Source organism: Butyricicoccus sp. AM78-15b2TA, assembly GCF_027665985.1.
Classification (GTDB): Bacteria; Bacillota; Clostridia; order Oscillospirales; family Butyricicoccaceae; genus Agathobaculum; species Agathobaculum butyriciproducens.
In genome coordinates this window covers 24,094-45,871 of sequence record NZ_JAQEHY010000015.1, presented here as the reverse complement: position 1 = coordinate 45,871, position 21,778 = coordinate 24,094, and the positions used below count along the sequence as shown (strand labels likewise).

Annotated in this window: 17 protein-coding genes and 1 pseudogene; 9 read left to right on the top strand and 9 right to left on the bottom strand. The window is 47.1% G+C overall.

The window, feature by feature from the left end; genetic code table 11:
* The 7 genes and pseudogenes from PGS25_RS12650 to PGS25_RS12615 all read left to right on the top strand — a co-directional run bounded on the left by PGS25_RS12650 (position 1) and on the right by PGS25_RS12615 (position 6,571).
* Complete coding sequence (locus PGS25_RS12650; RefSeq protein WP_270418931.1) at positions 1-1,875, top strand: DUF3849 domain-containing protein; 1,875 nt, start codon at positions 1-3, stop codon at positions 1,873-1,875.
* A gap of 12 nt (positions 1,876-1,887) precedes the next feature.
* Positions 1,888-3,082: pseudogene (locus PGS25_RS15660) on the top strand (DNA mismatch repair protein MutS).
* 1 nt (position 3,083) lies between these two features.
* Entirely contained in the window at positions 3,084-3,299 is a 216-nt protein-coding gene (locus PGS25_RS12635; protein WP_118626352.1) for a transposon-transfer assisting family protein, read from the top strand.
* Positions 3,300-3,312: 13 nt separating this feature from the next.
* Entirely contained in the window at positions 3,313-5,085 is a 1,773-nt protein-coding gene (locus tag PGS25_RS12630; protein WP_270418926.1) for an antirestriction protein ArdA, read from the top strand.
* Positions 5,082-5,303, top strand: coding sequence for a hypothetical protein (locus PGS25_RS12625; RefSeq protein ID WP_119191149.1), 222 nt, complete (start codon positions 5,082-5,084; stop codon positions 5,301-5,303). The genes PGS25_RS12630 and PGS25_RS12625 overlap by 4 nt, the downstream gene beginning before the upstream one ends.
* A 275-nt stretch (positions 5,304-5,578) precedes the next feature.
* Positions 5,579-5,914 carry a helix-turn-helix domain-containing protein gene (locus PGS25_RS12620; RefSeq protein WP_008396821.1) on the top strand — a complete coding sequence of 112 codons (336 nt, stop codon included), beginning with the start codon at positions 5,579-5,581 and terminating at the stop codon, positions 5,912-5,914.
* A gap of 141 nt (positions 5,915-6,055) precedes the next feature.
* The gene (locus PGS25_RS12615; protein WP_252192638.1) at positions 6,056-6,571 is read left to right on the top strand and encodes an SLOG family protein; all 516 of its coding nucleotides are present in this window, start codon (positions 6,056-6,058) and stop codon (positions 6,569-6,571) included.
* 273 nt (positions 6,572-6,844) lie between these two features.
* Here PGS25_RS12615 and PGS25_RS12610 read toward each other — a convergent pair whose 3' ends face one another.
* Positions 6,845-7,792: a site-specific integrase gene (locus PGS25_RS12610; protein WP_119191150.1), complete on the bottom strand. Its 948-nt coding sequence runs from the start codon at positions 7,790-7,792 to the stop codon at positions 6,845-6,847.
* Positions 7,793-8,166: 374 nt separating this feature from the next.
* Here PGS25_RS12610 and PGS25_RS12605 point away from each other — a divergent pair, with 374 nt between their 5' ends.
* Positions 8,167-9,066, top strand: coding sequence for a restriction endonuclease subunit S (locus tag PGS25_RS12605; RefSeq protein WP_270418923.1), 900 nt, complete (start codon positions 8,167-8,169; stop codon positions 9,064-9,066).
* Here PGS25_RS12605 and PGS25_RS12600 read toward each other — a convergent pair.
* Positions 9,059-9,679 (bottom strand): restriction endonuclease subunit S, encoded by a 621-nt coding sequence (locus PGS25_RS12600; protein ID WP_270418921.1) that lies wholly within the window; start codon positions 9,677-9,679, stop codon positions 9,059-9,061. The genes PGS25_RS12605 and PGS25_RS12600 overlap by 8 nt on opposite strands.
* A gap of 253 nt (positions 9,680-9,932) precedes the next feature.
* On the opposite strand from PGS25_RS12600, the gene PGS25_RS12595 reads away from it, so the two are divergent.
* A complete protein-coding gene (locus PGS25_RS12595) occupies positions 9,933-11,009 on the top strand; it encodes a restriction endonuclease subunit S (protein ID WP_270418920.1) in 1,077 nt (358 codons plus the stop codon).
* Here the strand turns inward: PGS25_RS12595 and PGS25_RS12590 are convergent.
* The 7 genes from PGS25_RS12590 to PGS25_RS12560 form a co-directional block, all read right to left on the bottom strand.
* Positions 11,002-12,219: a restriction endonuclease subunit S gene (locus tag PGS25_RS12590; RefSeq protein ID WP_270418919.1), complete on the bottom strand. Its 1,218-nt coding sequence runs from the start codon at positions 12,217-12,219 to the stop codon at positions 11,002-11,004. The genes PGS25_RS12595 and PGS25_RS12590 overlap by 8 nt on opposite strands.
* Before the next feature lie 2 nt (positions 12,220-12,221).
* Positions 12,222-13,790, bottom strand: a complete 1,569-nt coding sequence (locus PGS25_RS12585) for a type I restriction-modification system subunit M (RefSeq protein WP_119191153.1) — start codon at positions 13,788-13,790, stop codon at positions 12,222-12,224.
* Between the two features lie 12 nt (positions 13,791-13,802).
* Positions 13,803-16,568 (bottom strand): type I restriction endonuclease subunit R, encoded by a 2,766-nt coding sequence (locus PGS25_RS12580; RefSeq protein ID WP_156069330.1) that lies wholly within the window; start codon positions 16,566-16,568, stop codon positions 13,803-13,805.
* 90 nt (positions 16,569-16,658) lie between these two features.
* The gene (locus tag PGS25_RS12575) at positions 16,659-18,074 is read right to left on the bottom strand and encodes an NYN domain-containing protein (protein WP_270418917.1); all 1,416 of its coding nucleotides are present in this window, start codon (positions 18,072-18,074) and stop codon (positions 16,659-16,661) included.
* An 81-nt stretch (positions 18,075-18,155) separates the two neighbouring features.
* A complete protein-coding gene (gene mcrC / locus PGS25_RS12570) occupies positions 18,156-19,187 on the bottom strand; it encodes a 5-methylcytosine-specific restriction endonuclease system specificity protein McrC (protein WP_270418916.1) in 1,032 nt (343 codons plus the stop codon).
* Positions 19,184-21,301: an AAA family ATPase gene (locus PGS25_RS12565; protein WP_270418915.1), complete on the bottom strand. Its 2,118-nt coding sequence runs from the start codon at positions 21,299-21,301 to the stop codon at positions 19,184-19,186. The genes mcrC and PGS25_RS12565 overlap by 4 nt, the downstream gene beginning before the upstream one ends.
* Positions 21,302-21,396: 95 nt before the next feature.
* On the bottom strand, positions 21,397-21,606 hold the full coding sequence (locus PGS25_RS12560; protein WP_118480157.1) for a helix-turn-helix domain-containing protein: 210 nt from the start codon (positions 21,604-21,606) through the stop codon (positions 21,397-21,399).
* Positions 21,607-21,778 lie beyond the last annotated feature (172 nt).

Genomic DNA, 21,778 nt, shown 5'->3' with positions numbered 1-21,778 from the left:
ATGGCTGAAAACAGAAATGCACAGCAAGTCCGCGAAATTACGGACAAGCTGGAACAGGGCATCAAGGAGCTTTTTGAATCCGAGCGGTTCAAGGAATACCTCCGCACGATGTCCAAGTTCTACAACTATTCCTTCAACAACACATTGCTCATTGCGATGCAGAAGCCAGAGGCAACCTATGTTGCCGGTTATACCTCGTGGCAGCGCAACTTTGACCGTCAGGTCATGAAGGGCGAAAAGGGCATCAAGATTCTCGCACCCGCGCCGTACAAGGCGCAGGAAGAGCGCGAGAAGATTGACCCTTTGACGCAGAAGCCGGTGATTGGCACAGACGGAAAGGCTGTCACGGAGACGGTCGAGGTTCTGCGTCCTGCCTTCAAGGTGGTGAGTGTCTTTGATGTTTCCCAGACGGACGGCAAGGAGCTTCCGGACATCATCGTCGATGAGCTGAAAGGCACCGTCGAAAACTACGAGGCGTTCTTAGACGCGCTCAGGCAGGAATCTCCCGTCCCTATTTCCTTTGAGGACATTCCGGGCGGTGCAAAGGGATTCTTCTCGCCGGTTGAAAGCCGCATTGCCATTCAGGAGGGCATGAGCGAAATCCAGACGGTCAAAACCGCCATTCACGAGATCGCCCACGCGAAGCTCCACGCCGTCAAGCCGGATGAGAAAGCCGCGCCAGAAGATAAGAAGGATCGGCACACCAAGGAGGTTGAAGCGGAAAGCGTTGCCTACACCGTCTGCCAACGGTACGGCATTGAAACCTCGGACTACTCCTTCGGTTACATCGCCGGTTGGTCATCCGGCAAGGAAACCAAGGAACTGAAAAGCTCTCTGGACACCATCCGCAAGACGGCGGCTGAGATGATCGAGGGCATTGACGCCAAGCTCAAGGTGCTGCTGGCAGAAAAAGCACAGTCCGCAGAGAAGGAAGCCGAAGCGCCCGCAGAACCGATGCCGGAAGTCCCCATTTACCACGAGACGGCGAATTACGCCTATGAAGCCGGTGAGCTGGAGTCATATCGTGCTTCTCTCGCCGCAAACGTGGAATGCCGCCGTGCGATTGAAGCGGCGATCAGCTCCAACTACGGAGATAACCGCCTGAATGCGGAAGCTGCCGTGAAAAGCGTCCTTGAGCAGTTCTCTCCGGAGCGCGTCCGGTATGTCCTCGCAAACACCATTCAGCAGAAAGACTTTGACGGGCGCATTCCCCAGCCCCTCAAGGAATGGGCGAAGAACGTTGAGGTCTGCCCGGAGAATGCCTCTCGCTTCCTTGTGGATAAACCCAATCCCGGACTGACGGCACTTTTCGTGGATGCGTTCCGCCAGCAGACCGAAGCTCAAAAGGAAGTCACTTCTGAGAAAACAGAGGAAAGAGACCCGGAGGTCGTTGCATGGGAAAGCGATGAGATTACCTCTATTGAGGTAAAAACCGTAGAGGTCAAGTCTCCCGTTGCCTCCATGCCGGAGGAAGCGGCAAAAGCACCGAAGGGACACCGCCTGACTGCCGAAGAGAAGGAAATCAAAGCCGCCGTCATGGACACGCTCAAGGGGCAGATTGCCTATCACAATGACGGGATGCGGGCTTCCTACCGCGCCTCTAACCACTCCTTCAATCTGCTGGCACGGAACGGCGTCAAAATTGAGGGCAACACGGTCACGCAGAACGGTGAGCCGCTGTTCAAAATCCATCGCCGTCATGCGGCACGGAAAACGCAGGGCTGTTATCGTGAACTGATGCCGACGCTGGAATACATCAAACAGGAGCAGAAGCAGGAAAAGCCCTCTATCCGCGATCAGCTCAAAGCTGCCGCAAAACAGCAGCCGGAGAAGAAATCCCCGGTCAAATCCAAAACACACGACATGGAGTTGTGAGAAAGGAGAAGCATGAAGAAATACACAGACGTTGACATCGTTGCGGAGCTGCAGAAGCTCGTGGACAGTCATGTAGACAGCTACAAGGAAGACTTCGACATCGACAAGCGTATCATCCGCCGCGCTGCCGAAAGCCGGAATCCCGAAGAGAAAACGCTGATGTGGTTCTGCCGTCCGCATGGAACGCACTGTCTCAACGAAAATCAGGTCTTTATTCAGGGAACGCGAGATCACAACACCTTCCGTTTTTACGCGGAACAGACATACGACGAGTGCGTTGCCCGCGTCATTGTCCCGAAAGCTGTTAAGCGCGGCAAGGTCTTCGGAGATGTCTTTGAGGTCAATTACCGGGAACAGGCGGCAAATGTAGCGCAGAACTCGGTTGCGCCGGATCATGACCGGCTGACCTTCGCAGACGGCTTTGTGCTGGACGCCCCCTGCCGCAGCAGCTTCGATGCAGCAATGGCTCTGGTCGGTGAGCATGGAGGCGTCAAAACCCACCAGACGCTCCCGAAGGACGCGGATGCTCTGGCGGAAGTGCTGTCCAAGCAGAAAAGCCGCCGTGACAGACTGCCGGAGGCAGAAAGGACAGAGGCACTATCGCCTCTGCCCGTTGCAGAACTTCGGAAGTATGAGGCAGTCAAAAAAGGCGCATCCGGACGCGCTGGTCTGCTTTGCCCAGAACGGCTATTTTGAGCTGTACGGCAAGGACGCGGAAAAAGCTGCGCCCTTGCTCGGCACGAAGCTCCTTGAGAAGAAGGTGCGCGGCAAGCCCTCCATGCCGGTGACCGGCTTCCGTGAAAGCGCATGGGTAGCCGGTTCTCACAAGCTCTGGAAGTCTGGAACGGATGTCTTTCTCAGCAAGGACGGCGAGACCTTCAAGGAATTCAAAGCCGCAGATTACATTCCGGTCGGAGCGACGCTGAATGTGGATGGCATCAAGTGCAGAATTGACGCGGTTGATTTTGTTGCTGATGAAGTCCGGCTGACCAACATCGAGGACAAGAACCGTCCCATCCGCTTTTCTGAAAGCATCCAGTATGTCCGCTCCTATGTGGAAGATGCCGGTATTGCCGTCTATAACACTGTTCCGAAGAAGCCCGCTGCCCGTGAATCCATCCGCGACAAGCTGAAATCCGCGCAGAAAGCACAGCCGCCCCACACACCGAAACCGCAGAAATCGAAAGGAAAGGATATGGTACTCTGATATGAAAAACTTTACCGTAGAAGAACTCAACCTCATGTGCTGCTTCAATACGTCCAGCCGGAAGCGGCTGATCGACGATATGAAGAGCGTCACTCTGAACGACGTGGACGGTGAGTTCGCAGAGCTGATGTACAAAACCGTCCGGAAGCTCGAATCCATGAGCGACGCGGAGTTTGAGGAACTGTATATCATGCCGGACGGCATGGTAGATGACTGAAAGGAGGATGCCTATGCCCGTATTAGACGGTGATTTTGAAGCCTTCGTCACGAACCTTGGCAAGTACAACGAGGGTATGCTGGTCGGTGAGTGGGTGAAGCTGCCCACCACAGAGGAAGAGATGCAGAAGGTTTTTGAGCGTATCGGGATCGGCAAGCAGGATGAGTTCGGTCAGCCCTATGAAGAGTGGTTTATTACCGACTACGAATGCCCGATCTACGGCGTCCAGAAGATGCTTGGCGAGTACGAGAGCCTTGATAAGCTCAACTACCTCGCCGCCTTGATTGACGAGCTTTCCCTGAGCGATCAGGAAAAGCTCGTTGCCATTATGGAATCTGGCTGCGATGAGGTCAGCGACATCGACGATCTCATCAACCTGACGTTCAATCTGGACTGCTACGACATCATGCCCGGTATCAACGACGAATATGACCTCGGCTATTACTATGCCAACGAAGCCGGTATCTACTCCGAAAAGGATCTCGGTCCTCTGGCAGACTACATCGACTATGAACGCTATGGTCACGACATCGCTTATGATGAACAGGGACGCTTCACCGATGAAGGCTATGTCCGCGTCGCAAGCGAACGCTGGGACAGACAGTTTAACGGTGAGCTGGACGATATTCCCGACGAATACCGGATCACCGGCTCAGGGGAAGCCGCCGAGCGTGACAGCACCATCGCCGTTCTCATCGTTGAGCCGGGGAAGGAACCTTATGTGAAGGAGATTGACTCCGGGCTGGAGTCCTTGCAGCATGAAGTCGGCGGCTACATCGAGGCGATTTATCCCTACGAAGACCCGGTTGCCTTAGTCTGCAACGAGGAAGGCAAGCTGGAAGGGCTGCCCTTGAACCGCGCCCTGCGTGATGAGGACGGTGACATCTACGATGTTGTTGCCGGAACATTTATGGTAGTCGGTTTGACGGATGACAGCTTCGGCTCTCTGACCGTAGAGCAGATGCAGAAGTTCTCTGACCACTTCAAAGTGCCGGAGCAGTTTGTCAAACTGGGCGATAGGATTGTGGCGATCCCCATGATCTCGCAGGAACAGCAGAAGCAGGAGAGCATCGAGCAGAAGGACTTTGAGATGAACGCCGATACCTCCGGTCTGACGGTTGCCGGTCACATCGGGACGTGGCACACCATTGACCGGCACGAGGTCGGCGGTCACAGCTTTTATTTGATGGAGCATGACACCTACGGCGATGAGGCGGCTTGCATCATCGTCGATGAGCGCGGCAAGCTCGTCCTTGATGATGTCTACAACGGCTTTGACGATGACACGCTCCGCCTTCTCGACCTTGAGGTCAAGGAAGTGCCGGAGATGCCCGATCCCACGCTCTCCGTTCAGGATATGAAGGACTACGGCTACGCATGGGCTGGCGTTCTTCCCGTCGGTCAGGAGGCGGCAGAGAAGGCTTTAGAGAAGGGCTGCGAGGTTTACCGCCTCTATTCCGATAACACCGAGGGCTTGTGCGTAGATGCCAAGGAGATTGCCGATCATGCGGCAAAGGGCGGAATGCTCGGTATCAGCAAGGAAAGTTGGATGGCAGCTCTTGAGAAGGAAAACTACCTCAAGGCAGCGGAGATGTCTATGGAGGATGACTACGGCATGATTGATGGGATCATCAACAACGGTCCGAAGGAAGATAAGACCGCTGATGCCAAATTTCCCGAAAAGGGCGAGAAGACCTCCATCATGGACAGGCTCAAGTCTGCAAAGGCTGAGAAGCCGAAGGAGTGCTGCGCTCCGCAGAAGCACAAAGGAGAGATTGATCTGTGAGCAGAAGTCAGAAATGGCGGCAGGAGTGGTCGTTCTTCATAGGAGACAGCGGACGCCGGAAGTATAACCGCTTCTGCGTCCGCTGCGTCCATGACTGCAAGCAGAGCTTTCGGGCGAATCTCATCTCCTGTCCGGGCTTTTTCCGGAAGGAGCAGCAGCGTGGACAATTAGAGGTCAAAAAAGCCTATGATTGCAAGCCTCAGAACGACGAGAAATGACCGCCCCGTGTGATTATATTCCCCGCACAGTTTCGGCAATAGAGCGAGAATAGGTGTCGATTCCGGCACTTATTCAAATACCCACAAAACGAACGAAGAGCCTCTGTCGATGCCCGGTTTGGGTATCGGCAGAGGCTCTTTTTTTGTATCTTTTCTGTAAATACCGTCGAAAATCACACGCTAATACACAGCGTCGCTATTAGCGCTTCTGTATAACTATGCCTCTAACCCATATAATTGTTATGAGCGTTATAGAAAAGGTGTAGGTACGCGCTATGATTGACAAACGAATAGGTAAACGAGTAAAACAATGCCGGGAACGCCTCGGAATCTCGCAAGAAGAGCTTGCGGAAAAGACCGGGCTGACTGCAAATTATATTTCTACGGTTGAACGTGGTATGTCGTTTCCTCGCTGTGAGAAATTGATCATTCTTCTCAATGGGCTTGAGGTTTCGGCAGACGCGATTTTCTGTGACGTCCTGGAGCATTCGACAAGCTATAAATCGTCTGAACTCTCGGAGAAACTTGCTTCGTTGTCTCCGCAAGCGCAGAAGCGCATTTTGCAGATGGTTGAGCTGATGATCCAGCAGGAAACGGCAGATAATGGATGAATCCGTCATGGGCTGTGTGATTTTTTCACGCAGCCTTTTTTCTTCCCTTATTTCGACAGAATATTTCATATCTCTGTGCTATACTATGTATTAGAGACATAGAAGCTGCCTCTAATACATAGTCAGGAGATGAAAAAGAAAATGAAGACCTGTGCTTTTACCGGGCATCGTCCGCAAAATCTCCCGTTTGGTTTCAATGAGGAAGACGAACGCTGCATAGACCTCAAAAAAGCTCTCAGGGAGCAAATCATCAATCTCATCGAGAATGAAGGCGTCACACACTTCATATCCGGAATGGCAATCGGTGTAGATATGTATGCCGCCGAGATCGTGCTGGGGCTGAAAGCATCCTATCTGGGAATTACGCTTGAAAGCGCCATCCCATGCGAAAGCCAAGCCGCAAAGTGGTCAGAAGCTCTAAGAGATCGGTATTTCGACATTGCGTCCAAGTGCGACAAGGAAACGCTGATTCAAACCCATTACACGCCCGATTGCATGGACAAGCGCAACCGTTATATGGTTGATCATGCGGATGTCCTGATCGCGGTTTGGGATGGAAGCCCCAGCGGAACCGGAAAGACCGTCAGATATGCTCATCAGCAAGGCAAATCTGTTACGATCATTGACCCGGTTTCCCTTGATGTCACACAAGAATAAGGCGAATAATTTCCCCTCTGAATCAAGCATTGTGAAAACCGTGAATTTACTTACGATGATGAATACACATTGCACTGAACAGTGATTATTGGAAACGTGTACGGTATGTGCTGTCCCGTGAACTTCTCCACAGAACGCACTGAGTTTTCGCGGCTTCGCAAAATGGAAAGTGCCACTCCATGAACAGTCCCTCATCGGGAGAAAATTAAATCGCTGGAAACGGGAATGCCCCCGGCACTGTGCATCTGGCACAGCGCCGGGGGCTTTTTTTCATCACAGGAGGTCATTCAGAAGATTCATGCACTTAACCTTCTGTTGGAGATTTGCACTCCCGTACACATTCAGGGTAAAGGATACGTTCTTATGTCCGAGAATTTCAGAAAGAGACTTTATATCAAACTCCGGTATCTCGATTGCTCTAACTGCGAATGTATGCCGGATCTCATGAAACTTCACTTTCTCCAATCCGTTCCGCTTCAAGAAACGTGTGAAGAATTGCCGATATGTTCTCGGCTCGGTTGGCTTTGTCTTGCCCGTGAGGAAATAGTGATTCGGGTTTTCCGTGTAAAACTTCTTGATGATGTTCATGAGAAGAGACGGAACAGGAATCGTTCGAGCGGAGGTCTTCGTTTTCGGCGGTCCTATATGAAGATACGATTCTCCCTTTTTCTTGTCGTAGATACGCTGGACGGTTTTGTTGATGCTGATGGTCTTGTCCGTCAGCGAAATGTCCCTCATCTGCAAGCCGCACAGCTCTCCTATCCGGACTCCGGTAAACAATGCAATCAAAATCCCTGCTGTCTTCCGATTTAAGTCCATGTAGATACACTGAATTAGAGCTTGCTCTTGATCTTTTGAGAGAGAAACCACTTTCTTGATACCAAGCTCTTTTGGGTATTCAATTAGGTCCCAGTTCAGGAGTGGAATAGCCCGTTCCTTGTAGGCATACTCCATTGATAACCGGAGAACGAGGATAACATCCCTTATCGTCTTCACGGTAAGCCCTCCGGTCTTATCCAAGCGTCCAGCATTGTAGAGATACGAAATGTAGCTCTGGATGTCCGCTTCGGTGATGCTGCCAATCTTGCGCTTGCCGAAATATGGAATCAGGTGATTTTCGGTAATCAGCGTAAAGCTGGCGTGGGTTGACGGCGTGATCATGGGCTTCTTTTGATTTAGCCATGTGTTCACAAGCGTCTTGAATTGTGTATTGTTAGTCATAATGACCACCTCCACGAACATTATCCGGTGGAGGGATAATCAGGGCATTAACACCCTCAAGTAACGGTCTTGAGAAGCGCCCGAAGCTCCGCTTTCCGGGCTTCGATGAGCCGTGGGAGCATAAAGAACTACTATATTATCTCGTTGAAAACACCGACCGCAATAAACAATTAAAGTTTGGAAAAGAGAATGTTCTTTCCGTCTCAGGGGAATATGGTATTGTTAATCAGATAGCGTTTCAGGGACGATCTTTCGCTGGTGAAAGTGTTGCTGATTATCATGTAGTCGAAACCGATGACATTGTATATACAAAGAGTCCCCTCAAAGCAAATCCTTATGGGATTATCAAAGTCAACAATGGTGTTCCCGGTATAGTGTCCACTCTTTACGCTGTGTACCACCCCTTAAAAACTGTTGTTCCGAGGTTTGTTGATTTCTATTTCTCGAACGATCTTCGACTTAACAAGTTTCTAAAGCCACTGGTTAATATTGGCGCAAAACATGATATGAAGGTCAATAATACATTTGTACTAACAGGGATGGTAGTTTTTCCTCCTTTGCGTGAGCAACAGAAAATCGTTGATTTTCTAACCATACTTGACCGTCGAATTGATGTTCAGCGAAAAAAAGTAGAAGCTCTCAAGAAGTATAAAAGAGGTGTCGTTCGCACACTGTTGTCCCCTGATTCATGTTGTATTGAAGAAACAACATGGACTACGGCTAAGATTGGCGATTTAGGCTCATTTACAAAAGGCGCACCATTATCGAAAGCAGACATAACACCTGATGGAACTCCGTTTATCCTATATGGTGAATTGTACACGACATACCATGAGGTAATAAATTCGGTTATACGCAGAACCAAAGCTCAACCAGAAAAGCAATATTATAGCCATGTTGGAGATGTGATCATTCCCACCTCCGGTGAGACACCGGAAGAAATATCAACCGCAGCGTGTGTTATGCTGCCAGATATAATTCTCGCAGGTGACCTCAACATATTCCGCAGTTCAAAAATTGACGGGCGGATTATGAGTTATATTTTGAATCATATCGTAAACGGGCAAATTGCTCGGATTGCGCAGGGAAAGTCCGTCGTTCACATTCAGGCAAGTGAGATTTCAAAGATAGAAATTAGTTACCCCGACTACAACACGCAGTGCAAAATGATTTCAGTTTTTGAGACTGTTGGCGCAAGAATCAAAAGTGCCGAAAATGAGCTGACGTATTTGCGTACAATGCAAAAGGCTCTGTTGCAGCAGCTCTTTATATAAAAAGTTGCTGCAACAATCCCCTTTTTGCAGAAGAAAGCAAATCAATTTTTTGACCTTCTTTTTCAATAAGATAATCGATCTGAGATAGGAGTTTACACACTTTCTTTTGTTTGCTGCACGACGGTGCGTGGATTCTCAGATTGCCTAAAGTATCGGTGCTAAGATTTTGCTGTTTTGTCCCCTGGGCAATTCGTATGCCGATCCATTGACCATTGTAGATGTACCAATAGTAAAGGTATTCAATGTCTATTTCCCCGGTTTGTTGGATTGCCATACACGCCTGACTTATGGTTGCTGGAACACTTAGAATTGATGCAGTTCCTCTCACTCCGGCTGCTTCAAGCCCATACATCGCTACGAGTAACGTATTTGCTGGATACTCTCGAAGGTTACAACTGGATACAGCTTCGGATGAAATGTGCTGGCTGGTTTCACACAGATACTTTGGTTTCAGCTCTCCGCTGGACACCCACCTAATATTGCCTGAGTAAAACGCCCTGTTTGTACTGCTCGGTGTTGATCCAGAAGATAAATGAAAGTAATCTTTGAGTTTCCCAACATATCTATTGTTTAGATCGCCATTTTCTTGTTGCCCAAATTCGCGGGAAAGCAATCCTCTTTTATACTTCTGATCAAGAAAGCAGAAACAGCTATATGACAGACGAAATCCCTTGCAATAGCGGAAAATCTCTGCTACTGCAAGGGATTTTACTTTTGGTTCATACCGAAATGAGGTCTGAAAATAGACCTCAAGTAACGGTCTTGAGAAGCGTCCGAAGCTCCGCTTTCCGAGCTTCGATGAGCCGTACAAACAATGTCGTATAGGTGATATTTACGCAGAAAGAAGTCAGCGAGGGGCTTCTGACATGGAACTGCTTTCTGTCACGATGAACGATGGCGTTATGCCTCGCTCAGAGATTGAAGGCAAAGACAACTCAAGTGAAGACAAAAGCAATTATAAGGTTGTTCTAACAGGAGACATGGTCTATAACTCCATGAGAATGTGGCAAGGAGCGAACGGCATCTCTCCGTGTGATGGTATAGTTAGTCCTGCATACACAGTTCTAATGCCTAAAATCCCGATTAGTAATGGATATTTTGCAGCTTTCTTCAAAAGCCCTAACCTGATCAATGAATTTAGAAAGAACTCTCAAGGCATGACCTCTGATACATGGAACTTGAAGTATCCTCAGATTGAAACAATCAAGGTCTGCATACCGGCTCTCTCAGAACAAAACCGGGTAGCAGATATGCTCCGTACACTTGAGCGGAGGATTGCAAAACAGGCACAGCTTGTCGATAACCTCAAGAAGTATAAAAGAGGTGTCATGCAGCGCATTTTTCGCCAACTACCTTCTCAGAATGGCACAGAGTGGACTTGTGTTCGACTGGGTGATATTTTCAAAAAAGTTTCGCGCCGTAACACAGATGGAGTAATAAAAAATGTAATTACCAACTCTGCGGAATACGGACTAATTCCTCAGCGCGATTTCTTTGACAAGGATATTGCAGTGGACGGAAACACAGCAAATTACTATGTCATCGAAAATGGAGACTTTGTTTACAATCCGAGAAAGTCAAATTCTGCGCCATACGGACCGTTCAATAGATATACTCTCAGTGAGCAAGGTATTATCTCGCCGCTATATACCTGTCTTGTGCTGCAAGCAGATATTTCTCCTTCATATCTCGCTTGGTACTTTAAGAGCGACGCATGGTACAGGTACATCTATGATAACGGCTCACAAGGCGTTCGTCATGATCGAGTATCTATGACGGATGATTTGCTTATGGGTATTCCTGTTATGTATCCCAGCCATGTGAAACAACTTCTGTATGCAGATATTCTTGATATGGTGGAGGCACGGTTGCAAGCGACCCAAAAAACACTTGACCTTCTGAGTAAAACGAGAGACGGCTATATGAGGCAGCTCTTTATATGAAGAGCTGTTGCAACAAGCCATTTCGCATTTGGGATAATAACGATAGTTCTTTTCCCTGAACATCTACATACTTTTCGAGTTTAGCCAGCTTGTCGATTATGCTTTGTTGCTGGTCAATGTTAGGCGTTGGTATTTCAATGTTTAAGAAGGAATCCATCATGAGACTTTGTACAGTTGTTCCGGTTTTCACAAGGGTTCTAATGATATTGTCCTCTTGCGACAGAATTGCATAATAGAGGTAGAATGCATTGCAACCATGTACTTGCAATGCTTTGATGTCCTGATTTATCGTTGCATCTACTTCGAGAATAGCGAGAGGCAGCGAATGTTTCAAGATACCACTCCGCGCAACCAACAATAATGTCCCCGGATGATAAAGCGTCATCTCATTGAGCGCCAGATTTGTTATCTTTAGCTCGCTACCGGAAATTCTACTACTCTTCATGTCTTTGGAGGAAATCCAAACGATGTCTCCGTTCCAATAGAGCGAATTACTCATACTTGGCGTTTTGCCTCCTGAAACGTGAACAAGCTCACGAAGTTTTCTGCGCTGAGAACCTTTCGAGATTGCAGAAAAAATTTGATTGAGCAATCCTCTTTTATACTTCTTGAGGGCATCTACAAGAGATTGCTGAGCGTCGATACGTCGATCCAAGGCAATGAGAAAGTCTGCAATCTTTCTTTGCTCGGCAGTATTCTCCGGCAGATAGTGTTTTGTGGCGAAGAACTCATCTGTCGGGACATTAAGCAATCCGTGATTTCTTGCTCCTTCTGCTGAAATCATATAGATTTCCTTGTACCATTTGAGAGAATCAAAGTACACCTTAATGAAATCTGTATCGTGCTTCTTGAGCGCAAAACAGATATATAATGTAGACAACGCTCCCATAGGATAGCGGTCTAACCGCTTTATTGAACCGAAGTCGTAACCTACGGAATAGCTCTTGTTATACGCATATTCGCCATTCCTCAAAAGGTAATATCCGCTCATGTCTTTGCTTGCAACGGTTTTGTTGAAGTAACTGATCTGATCGACAAGACCATCTTTCGAGGATATTGTCAGGGGTAGATCAGTTTCATTGTTGCTGTTTTTCCGTGTTACTCGTTCTGCAAAATCAGACAATTTCTCTGCTCTCCACGGCTCATCAAAGCCCGGAAAGCGGAGCTTCGGACGCTTCTCAAGACCGTTACTTGAGGATACATTTGCCATAATTATTTGCCCTCCACATCAAAGGGGAAATCCAGCCCCAGCTCATCAAAAAACGGTTTCAGTTCTGCATCAATATCCTTAATTTCAGATTGTAGCTTACGGATCTCAGCGGCAACTTCATTCAAGTCAATCTCAGGTTCCGGCTCAAAGGTATCAACATAGCGAGGAATGTTCAAGTTGAAGCCGTTTTCTTCAATCTCCTGCATGGTCGCAACATGAGCATATTTTTCGACATCCTGACGGCGCTCGTAGGTCTCAACAATCTTGTCAATGTCGCACTCACGAAGGATGTTCTGGTTCTTTCCGGCTTCAAAGTCGCTGGAAGCGTCGATGAAAAGAATGTTGTCAGAGTTACCGTTTCGCTCTCTCTTGAGAACAAGGACGCATACGGGGATGCCCGTACCAAAGAACAGATTTGCAGGCAAACCGATTACCGCGTCCAGAACATTTAATTTCTGAATGAGATGCTTGCGGATTACTTCCTCAGCAGCACCACGGAACAGGACGCCATGCGGCAGAAGAACGACGGCTCGTCCGTCCTCATCCATGTGGTAAACCATGTGCTGAACAAAGGCAAAGTCAGCCTTGCTCTTCGGAGCAAGTTTGCCATACTCATTGAAACGCTCGTCCTCCATGAAGTGCATATCGGCAGACCAGTTTGCAGAATAAGGCGGATTGGCAACCTGAACACGGAACTTCATGTCTCCGAAGTAGTCATGCTCTAAGGTATCACCGTTGTAGATGTTAAAGTTGCGATATGGGATTCCGCGCAGAATCATGTTCATTCTGGCGAGGTTATAAGTCGTGGAGGTCAATTCCTGTCCATAGTAGTTTCTCACATTGGCGTAGTTCTTGAGGCGCAGCAGCAGCGAACCAGAGCCACAAGTGGGGTCGGCTGCATCCTTGACATCCGTGAGACCGAGGCAAGCCAGACGGCAAAGCAATTCGGCAGGACCGGAGGGCGTATAGAACTCACCGGCTTTCTTGCCAGCAGTTGCAGCAAACTGACCGATCAGATATTCATAAGCGTTACCAAGAACGTCAATTTTGGTATCATCCACGCCGAAGTTGATTTCGTCCAGCGAAGCGATGATCTTTGCCATAACAGCACTTCTATCTTTGACAGTATGACCGAGCTTCGATGAATCGAGCTGCATATCAGAAAACAGTCCGTCAAAGTCCTCCTGAGAATCGTTTCCGATTGTGGACTCCATCAGCGCGTTGATTGCGCTCTGCAAGAACTCAATGTCGAAGGAACGGTTTTCTACCATCTTGACCATCTTGCGGAACAAATACTGTGGCTCGATGACATAGCCGAGATCGCGCAACGCCTCTTCGACAACAGCGGTCTTGTACTCTTCGTCTGCCCACGCCTCTTCATAACCGATACCGTCATCCTTGAGAAGATTCGCCATATACTTCTCTGTCCGGTCAGAAAGGTAGTAGTAGAAGATCATGCCCAAGATGTAGTTCTTGAACTCATACGCCTCCATGTTTCCGCGCAAGGCATTTGCCATTGCCCATAGCTTATTGCAAAGCTCCTTCTGATGAGCCTGAATCGAATTATCCATTTATCTCTCTCCTTATTGGTATTTCTCTGTGTGCTGTCGGATGAAATCAACGATCCGATTTACAAGGGAGCGTTTCTTCAAAAGCGGCAAGGGCTTCTCAATCCGATCTCGGATATTTCCTGCATCCATTGTGCCGGAAAACTCATATTCCGAAATAATATCTGTCAGCATGGATGCGTCAATATCCTCGGTCTTCGCAAAGGCAACGATCTCTTCGCGCTTTGCTTCATTTTCAAAGTCGTTATAGGCTGCATCAATTTCATCCGCACTTTCTAAGCCGACAACAACACGATCCAAGAATGCTTGCAGGATTTCGACTTTCCGGAGCAACTGCGGATTATCGGTTCTCCCCAACTCGTCCTTAATGTGTTTAATATCGTAATCCTTTTGTTTGGGATCATCGAAGTGGATGTTACGGATCAGGTTCATGATGTATGCGACATTGATCCTGTCACTCTCCATCAATTCGATGCAGAAGTCAACGTCATTCAGGACGGAGACAACCTCGCGGTCAGTTTTTTGCCTTGAGTAGAGCATGAGGTATTTGCTCTTATAGTCCTGATATTCTTGCTCGGACATGATAAGAGCATCCTGATCGAAACTGAACTCAATAAAGGTCTGCAACGATTGGAGGTACTTTGTCAGCTCACGGAAGGTCACGACAAACTTCTTCTGATCGTCCTCGTTCTGCATTGTGTCCACGGACTCAGGGAACAGCGCGATTTCCTTGAGCTTCATCACCATTTCGTTGAACTTCTCCACGAAGTATTGATACCCCGGAACAACAATGCCGGAAGTATCTTGACTCTTAGAGAAGAGTGTCAGCGCGTCATCGGTGCGTTTTTTGAGGTTGCGGTAGCAAATGATAATGCCAAAGGGCTTTGTTTCCTTCTCAACACGGTTTGTGCGGGAATAGGCTTGCAGCAGATCATGATACTTCAAATCCTTGTCCACATAAAGGACAGAGAGCTGCTTGCTGTCAAATCCGGTCAGGAACATATTCACGACGATAAGAATATCAAGCGACTTTGTTTTCTTTCCCTTTACTCGGTCAGAGATGTCCTTGTGATAAGCCGAGAACGTATCTGTGGAGAAATTGGTCCCGTACATCTCGTTATAGTCCTTGATGATACGCTCCAACGAATCACGGCTATGCTCGTCCTTGCCCTCGGCATCCTCATTCTGCCCGTAGGAGAAGATGCCGCTGATATTCAGGTCATGCTTGATCTTCTTGAAAATGTCGTAATACTTAACAAGGGCATCAATAGAGGACACGGCAAAAATAGCCGTATACTGTCCATTTCGGGTTTTCGCCTTGTGGTTCTGGATGATGTGATTGGCGATCAGAGACATTCGCTCATCGGACATATAGAGTTCGCCTATATCAATCGCGTCCGCGAGTGTCGGGTCATCCCAGTCGAAATCACCCTCCATTGTTTTTATGTATTCGATGTGGAAGCCCAGAACATTATTATCGAAGATGGCGTCTTTAATCAGGTAATTGTGAAGACACTCACCAAAGAGCATTTCTGTTGTTTGCGTGATTTTACCCTCAGTTTTACCGTTGACTTCAAACCGAGGTGTCCCCGTGAAGCCGAAAAACTGTGCCTTTCTGAAATGCCGCACAATGTCCTTGTGCATATCCCCAAACTGGCTGCGGTGGCACTCGTCGATGATAAAGACAACCTTCTCGTCTTTGTATGCGTCCATTACTTTCTCGTACTGAGGGCGCTTTACAGCGTTTGCCATCTTCTGCATCGTGGTGACGATAAGCTGCCTGTTCTTGTCCTTCATCTGGCGGACAAGGACATCGGTGCGATCTGTCACATCAACGGAACCAGCCTCAAACTTGTTAAACTCTTCGGTTGTCTGAGAATCCAAGTCTTTTCGGTCAACAAGGAAAATGACTTTCTTGATGTTCGGATTTGCTGCGAGGATTTGCGCCGTCTTAAAGGATGTAAGCGTCTTGCCCGCACCGGTTGTGTGCCAGATATACGCATTCCGGTTTGTGAGTGTTGCCTGACGGATCAGTGCTTCTACGGCATAAACCTGATAGGGACGCATGACCATCAAAATCTTATCGGTATCATTTAGGATGGTGTAGCGTGTCAGCATTTTAATGATGTGATCCCTTGCAAGGAAAGAAATCGAAAAGTCCTTCAAATTGGTGATGCGGACGTTATTGAAATCAGTCCAGAAGAAAGCAAGGCTATACATCAAGTCTCTGTCGGAATTGGCAAAATACTTTGTGTCAACACCGTTGGAGACAATAAAGAGCTGAATGAAATGATACAGCCCGTTGTAGGAGTGCTTCTTATAACGCATGACCTGATTGACTGCCTCGCGGATGTCAATGCCACGGCGCTTTAATTCTACTTGGATCAGGGGTAAGCCGTTTACGAGAATCGTAACGTCGTAACGATTGACGTACTTTCCAACCACGGTCGTTTGATGAGTAACTTGGAAAATGTTCTTCGTGTGGTCCTGATCAAAGAAGGACAGATATACCTTTGTACCATCTTCACGCTCAAGGACAAACTTATCCCTCAAGATTTTTGCACTCTGGAAAACTGACTTTCCGAGCATGAGGTTGAAGATACGCTCCCACTCTTTATCGGTGATAGGCGTATCCAGCTTTGGCGCATTGAAGGCTTCAAACTGAACTTTGAAGTTCTCCACCAGCGCGTCATAATCAGGAATTGCGACTGTGGTATATTCCTGCTTGTTCAGTTGCTCAATAAACTGCTGTTCAAGAGCCGCTTCGCTTTGGTATGCCATATCTTCATCTCCAATACTTGAGGATCATTTGTTGGTTGCCAGCCTGTCCTCATTTCTATTTTATCATAGCAAGTGTCCCAAATACCGGACTTATTTTCGTTTCAACTGCAAAACCACGTCACCATCATCTGTAATTTCCATTTGCATTGTTTTTAGGTACTTTGCGATGAACTGTTTTTTCTCAGACGAACTCATCTCAATGCGCGTTGCCTTCAAAGCGGCACTGAACATCTCGTTGATATTGAGCCTGACGGTTTGGTCAATATAACGCTCCATTTCTTTGAAAAGTGCGCCGAGCTTGATGTCCTCGGCATTCCCAGAGTAGAAGTCATCAATATAGCAATAAAATATCCCTGCATTCAGGAGTGCATTCTTCAAGTCCGGTCCGCAGTTCTCTCGTTCAATCATAACTAAAAAACGTGCTTCCGGCAGAGACGAGATTAACCCCCAGTAGTCGGAGTCGCTGGAAACAAGAATAAAGGAATCGACGTTATTCTTGTAGTGTTCCTGACAAGTTCGGGCAATAAGCATGACATCAACGAGTGACTTGCTTTGCTTCACCCGTTCAATCATCATGTGTTCAACATGAATTGCGGTGAAGCTGTCTAATATCCTCCATGCGGAGGCGGTATGCACATCATCAAAGAGAATGATCGACGCAATTTTTTGTGTATACTCGTGATCGAGGTTTTTTAAGGTAGCACACAGCTTGTAGGGATCAGAGTTTTCACAATCGACAACGATAACAGTCTTTTCGCTGCTCTCAATAAACTCATAAATACTTCCTTTGATATAACTCCCCGCATCTGAGACTTTGCTATATTCGGTGAAATAGTCGTTGTTCCAACTGTACAGCAAGGTAACGAACTTCTTATCATTGTAAAGAATGTTGCCGACTTCCTCCGGCTGCCAGTTTATGTACATCTGATAGGGATAAAAAAGCAAATGAGAGTAATAAATGTCGGCAGCCTCTCTTGTACCATCTTCCTTCAAACCATCAGGCATGACGAAAAGTGCTTTAATGTAATCCCAATTTATCCAGAGTGGAAAGAGCTTCTTGCAGTTGTTGATTCTATCGCAAATCAACCTGTTAATCTCGACAACGTGTTGGCACAGTTTTTTGCTGGTGTTTTTGATGAAGTTCACTCCGTCAAGACTTAGCTGGTTTATGCTTTCCTGCGGAACATATTCCGGCATACTCAGAATGGTCTCATACTGGAATCTCATGCGTTCATTGATGCGCTTGAAATTGCGCTCAATCGCAGTTCGTACAATGCAAAGATGTCTTATAATCCGAGCTGTTTTATCACTGTCCAACCGATTGTATACTTCAACTTTTGGGGCTTCATGTTCGTTGTCAAAGATGCGTTTTGGCACACCAATCAGGTAAGCCACCTTTGAAACGATCTCGTAGGTGCTGCCTTTGTACGCTGCCCTGTCATCGGTGAGAGGGCTTGTTGCATTATCCAACACCTCATTCGGTATGGGATTTTCAAGTATACTCATGATTGCTCCTTTCCACGGAGAGCGTATCTGCTTGTTTAAGAAGCGGTGAGATTAGAAGAACGGCTGTCCAGTGCCTACGCTCTACTTTATCCGATCAGCAATGCTGTCGAGCTGCGCTGCAATTTTAGAAAAGTCGCAGTCCATGTCCAATGTCTTCACACTGATCTGATTCCCGCTCATTTGATAATCATTGTTTGGCTGAATCGCATCGTCTGTTCCCGCATATAAAAGCATACCGGAAACGACCTCATCCGGCGCGGCAGACCAATTCTTCACATAGGTGAAAATCTGATACAGATTTCCGGAATGAAGTGTCTGCGTCATGTACGATGCCTTCATTTGCATATTGTGCGTGTAGTATTTGGCGTCGATGATGAGCGTTTTCTTTGCTGCCTTATTCGTAATCACAATGTCGGACTGCATCGTCGGCAAGAGCGTTCTGTACCCATCTGTGACTTGCCACGCAATCTGTGGAGAGTATGCTTTTAACTCTGGATGCTCACGCTGATAGTATCCGAGAATAAACTTCTCGTATAGCTTCGCCATTGTTTGATCATCTGCATAATCCATAATCTTTGTTGAGCCATCGGCTGTCGTCTGCAAAAGACCTTTTATCACAAATCGGCAAACGGCTATCAACATCCGATATGTTTGATTATTGCGATCATATTGAATGTCCCAGTTGATACTATGGATGTCCAATATGCTGATGCCATCAAAGAAAATCATCAACTTCCTGATCTCCTTTTTTCTGGCTTTTGAAATACTTCCACGAAGCAGCAAATCCATTGTTGTTTTGATGATTCGGTTTGGGTAGGCATCAACCGAAAACTCATCATAATTGCAAATGAGCTGTTTCTTGCGAATAACCTGTGTCTTTATGGATTCACCAATTTCAAGTTTCCCACGGGGAGACGCAAGTGCTTCCTCTCTTGAAATGTATTGTCTGATTAAGCCTCTCTTTATCTGGACAGATACTCCACGGCAGAGAATAGCAGACAGAAGTTCAGCCACATTATCAAACTCTTCGGTGGCGACACTTTTATACCCTTGCTCATGCAGCACTTGGAACGCATAAGCCAGCATATAATAAACGTTCTGGACACGGATCATTTGACTACCTCGCGTAATGTGCGGCTCCAATCCTTCACTTTAACTGCCTCGTCAAACCAGTATTCTTTCAAAAGAGGTATCAGTTCATATTCGACAACAGACCGCATCCATTCATCGTTGATGGTTGCGTTTGTACAGAAATAGCTATGTCCGATACAGAACCCCTCACCAAGCGAGTCATCGTTTGCAATTACGTCGTTAAGCTGCTCAACTGTTGCAATGAGCCGGTCAAACTTCGGGTTATTGACTTTCGTTCTGTATGCTCTGAATCCAGCAGACGAAAATGCCGGAGCAAGCTCAAAGAAAGCAAAACGACGTCTAAGTGCGTAGTCCAGCATGGCGAGGCTACGGTCAGCAGTGTTCATCATGCCAATGATATAGACGTTACTTGGAATGGAGAACTGCTCATCTGCATATAGAAGCTGCAATTCGACACCGCGTTTATCACTCTCAATCAACATGAAGAGTTCGCCAAAAATCTTGCTGAGATTGCCTCTGTTGATCTCGTCGATAATGAAAAAGTATGGACGATCATCCTCAGCCGCTTGTCTGCAAAACTCGTAGAATACGCCCTTTCGCAGTTCAAATCCTGTCTCCGTCGGGCGGAAACCCATGATGAAATCTTCATAGCTATAACTCTGATGAAACTGAACCATTTTCACACGGTTGGTGTCCTTTTCTCCCATGATAGAAAATGCCAGTCTCTTTGCTGCGAAGGTTTTTCCCACGCCCGGTGCGCCTTGCAGAATTACATTCTTTTTGGTTAGAAGCAGCGACTTGAGAACCTTATACCGATCTTCGTCCATATACACATCAGTCAGAAAATCATCAGCGGTGTATGGCTCGAAAGTGATTTCCTCGTCAGCGGCATCGTCGAAGCTGTCTTCGTGCTTGTCTCCGTCAATTATGTTTTGCAGCTTCTTGACGTAATCTGTGTAGGACGTAATATCCGTCAACGTTTTGATAGCACCCTGATCTGATAATTCCCACTCGCCCTTATCTGTCCAGCGTACCTTTCGGGTATTGGCATATTGACCGCGTTCAGGATCAAAAACATATTCGCCTTCGACCAACCCGCGACCGAGGATCTGTTTTCTGCCTTTTTTAACAAAGACGACATCACCGGGTTTCAGCTCGTTTGCAAATTGCCATGTAGCAAGAACCTGATTCTTATATGAGCCAGTATCCCCGTAGACCTCTTTCATCTTTGCCCGCATTTCTTCCTTGGAGCTATATTCCATTAGATCGCCAAGGTCAGACCAGCCGATAGCCATAATCCCTTCGGCATAATCATTCACCCAATTTGCGGAGCCATCACCCGCTGCGTACAGCCAATAGTGTGTTGCAGTAGCGTCGGATGAAAGAGCTGTATCTGTGTTCTCCTTCGGAATGATTCCATCAAAGATTTCATCGTCGAAGGATATATCAATGTTGTTCTCTTCGACGATCTTTTTGCATCCTCTACGAATGCTGTTAGACTTGTTGCCGGTTTGCTCGTAGTAATATTTAATGTTCTCCTGAGTGGCTTTTAGAGCATTGACCATTTGCTCCTGTCCGTAGTCTTTCCCAATGTGGACGATGAAGTAAACCGTAGTTTCAGTGTTGGACCTGCGAGTGTATTTTATGCCCTTCATCATGGACGCAAAGAGCATGATCGTCAGCTTGTGCGAGGTTTCTCCAAAGCACGGGACCTCCTGACACATGGCTTTTACAGCAGCGTCCATCTCCATTGTGCCATCATAAACCATCTTAGCATATTTGTAGACAATGACTTCGCAGTCATATTCATAACCGATATACGTCTTGACGCCGCCCTTAGAATCAATAAATTCTTTCAGCCGCTTCAAATCTCTATAATACTGTGCAGTGCGTTCGTCTGCTCGATCAGACATTACTTCTTGTTTTAGGTAGTCGAAGATTTCGCCTTTCGCTTTCTCCATAGAGGCATCACTTTCAAAACACTTCCAGAAGGACAGCGCAATAGTGTTTTGATACAGATAGAACGCATCGGAAACATGGGTGCTGATAGTCGTGTCAGCCCAGTCCGGGTGAGTTTCCCGTAAGTATTCTCTGTATTCTTTTCGGACTTTGCTTATCGTTACGCCAATGTCCATCTGTTATCCTCCTTTTTTTGTAACAGTCCTGCTACGCACAAACATTTAATTCGTCTCCACTGGTATATAAAAAAGCCGCACGGAAAAAGGACCTATCAGTTGTCCGTCCGCACAGCCTCACAAATATCTCCAATGTCACAATTCAAATAGCCGCAGATGCGCAGCAAAATAGAGAGGGACACTTCTTCCCCCTTATTCAGTTTCGTCCATGTTCCGGATGCAAGGTTAAGCTCTTGCCGGAAGGTGGACTTCTTTATGTCTCGTTCTATCAGGAGCATCCAAAGTTTTTTGTAGCTGATTCCCATGATACGCACCCCTTTACTCATCCGCTAATCATGACTTCCATTCTATTATACACGAAAACCTCTTTGAATGCAATTATCTCATGCACAAGTTCACAAAAAAGATGCAAGTTCTTGATGGTTTTGATTTTCAAAAAGGGAAAGGCAGTTACTCATGAAAACTGCCTTTCCTTTT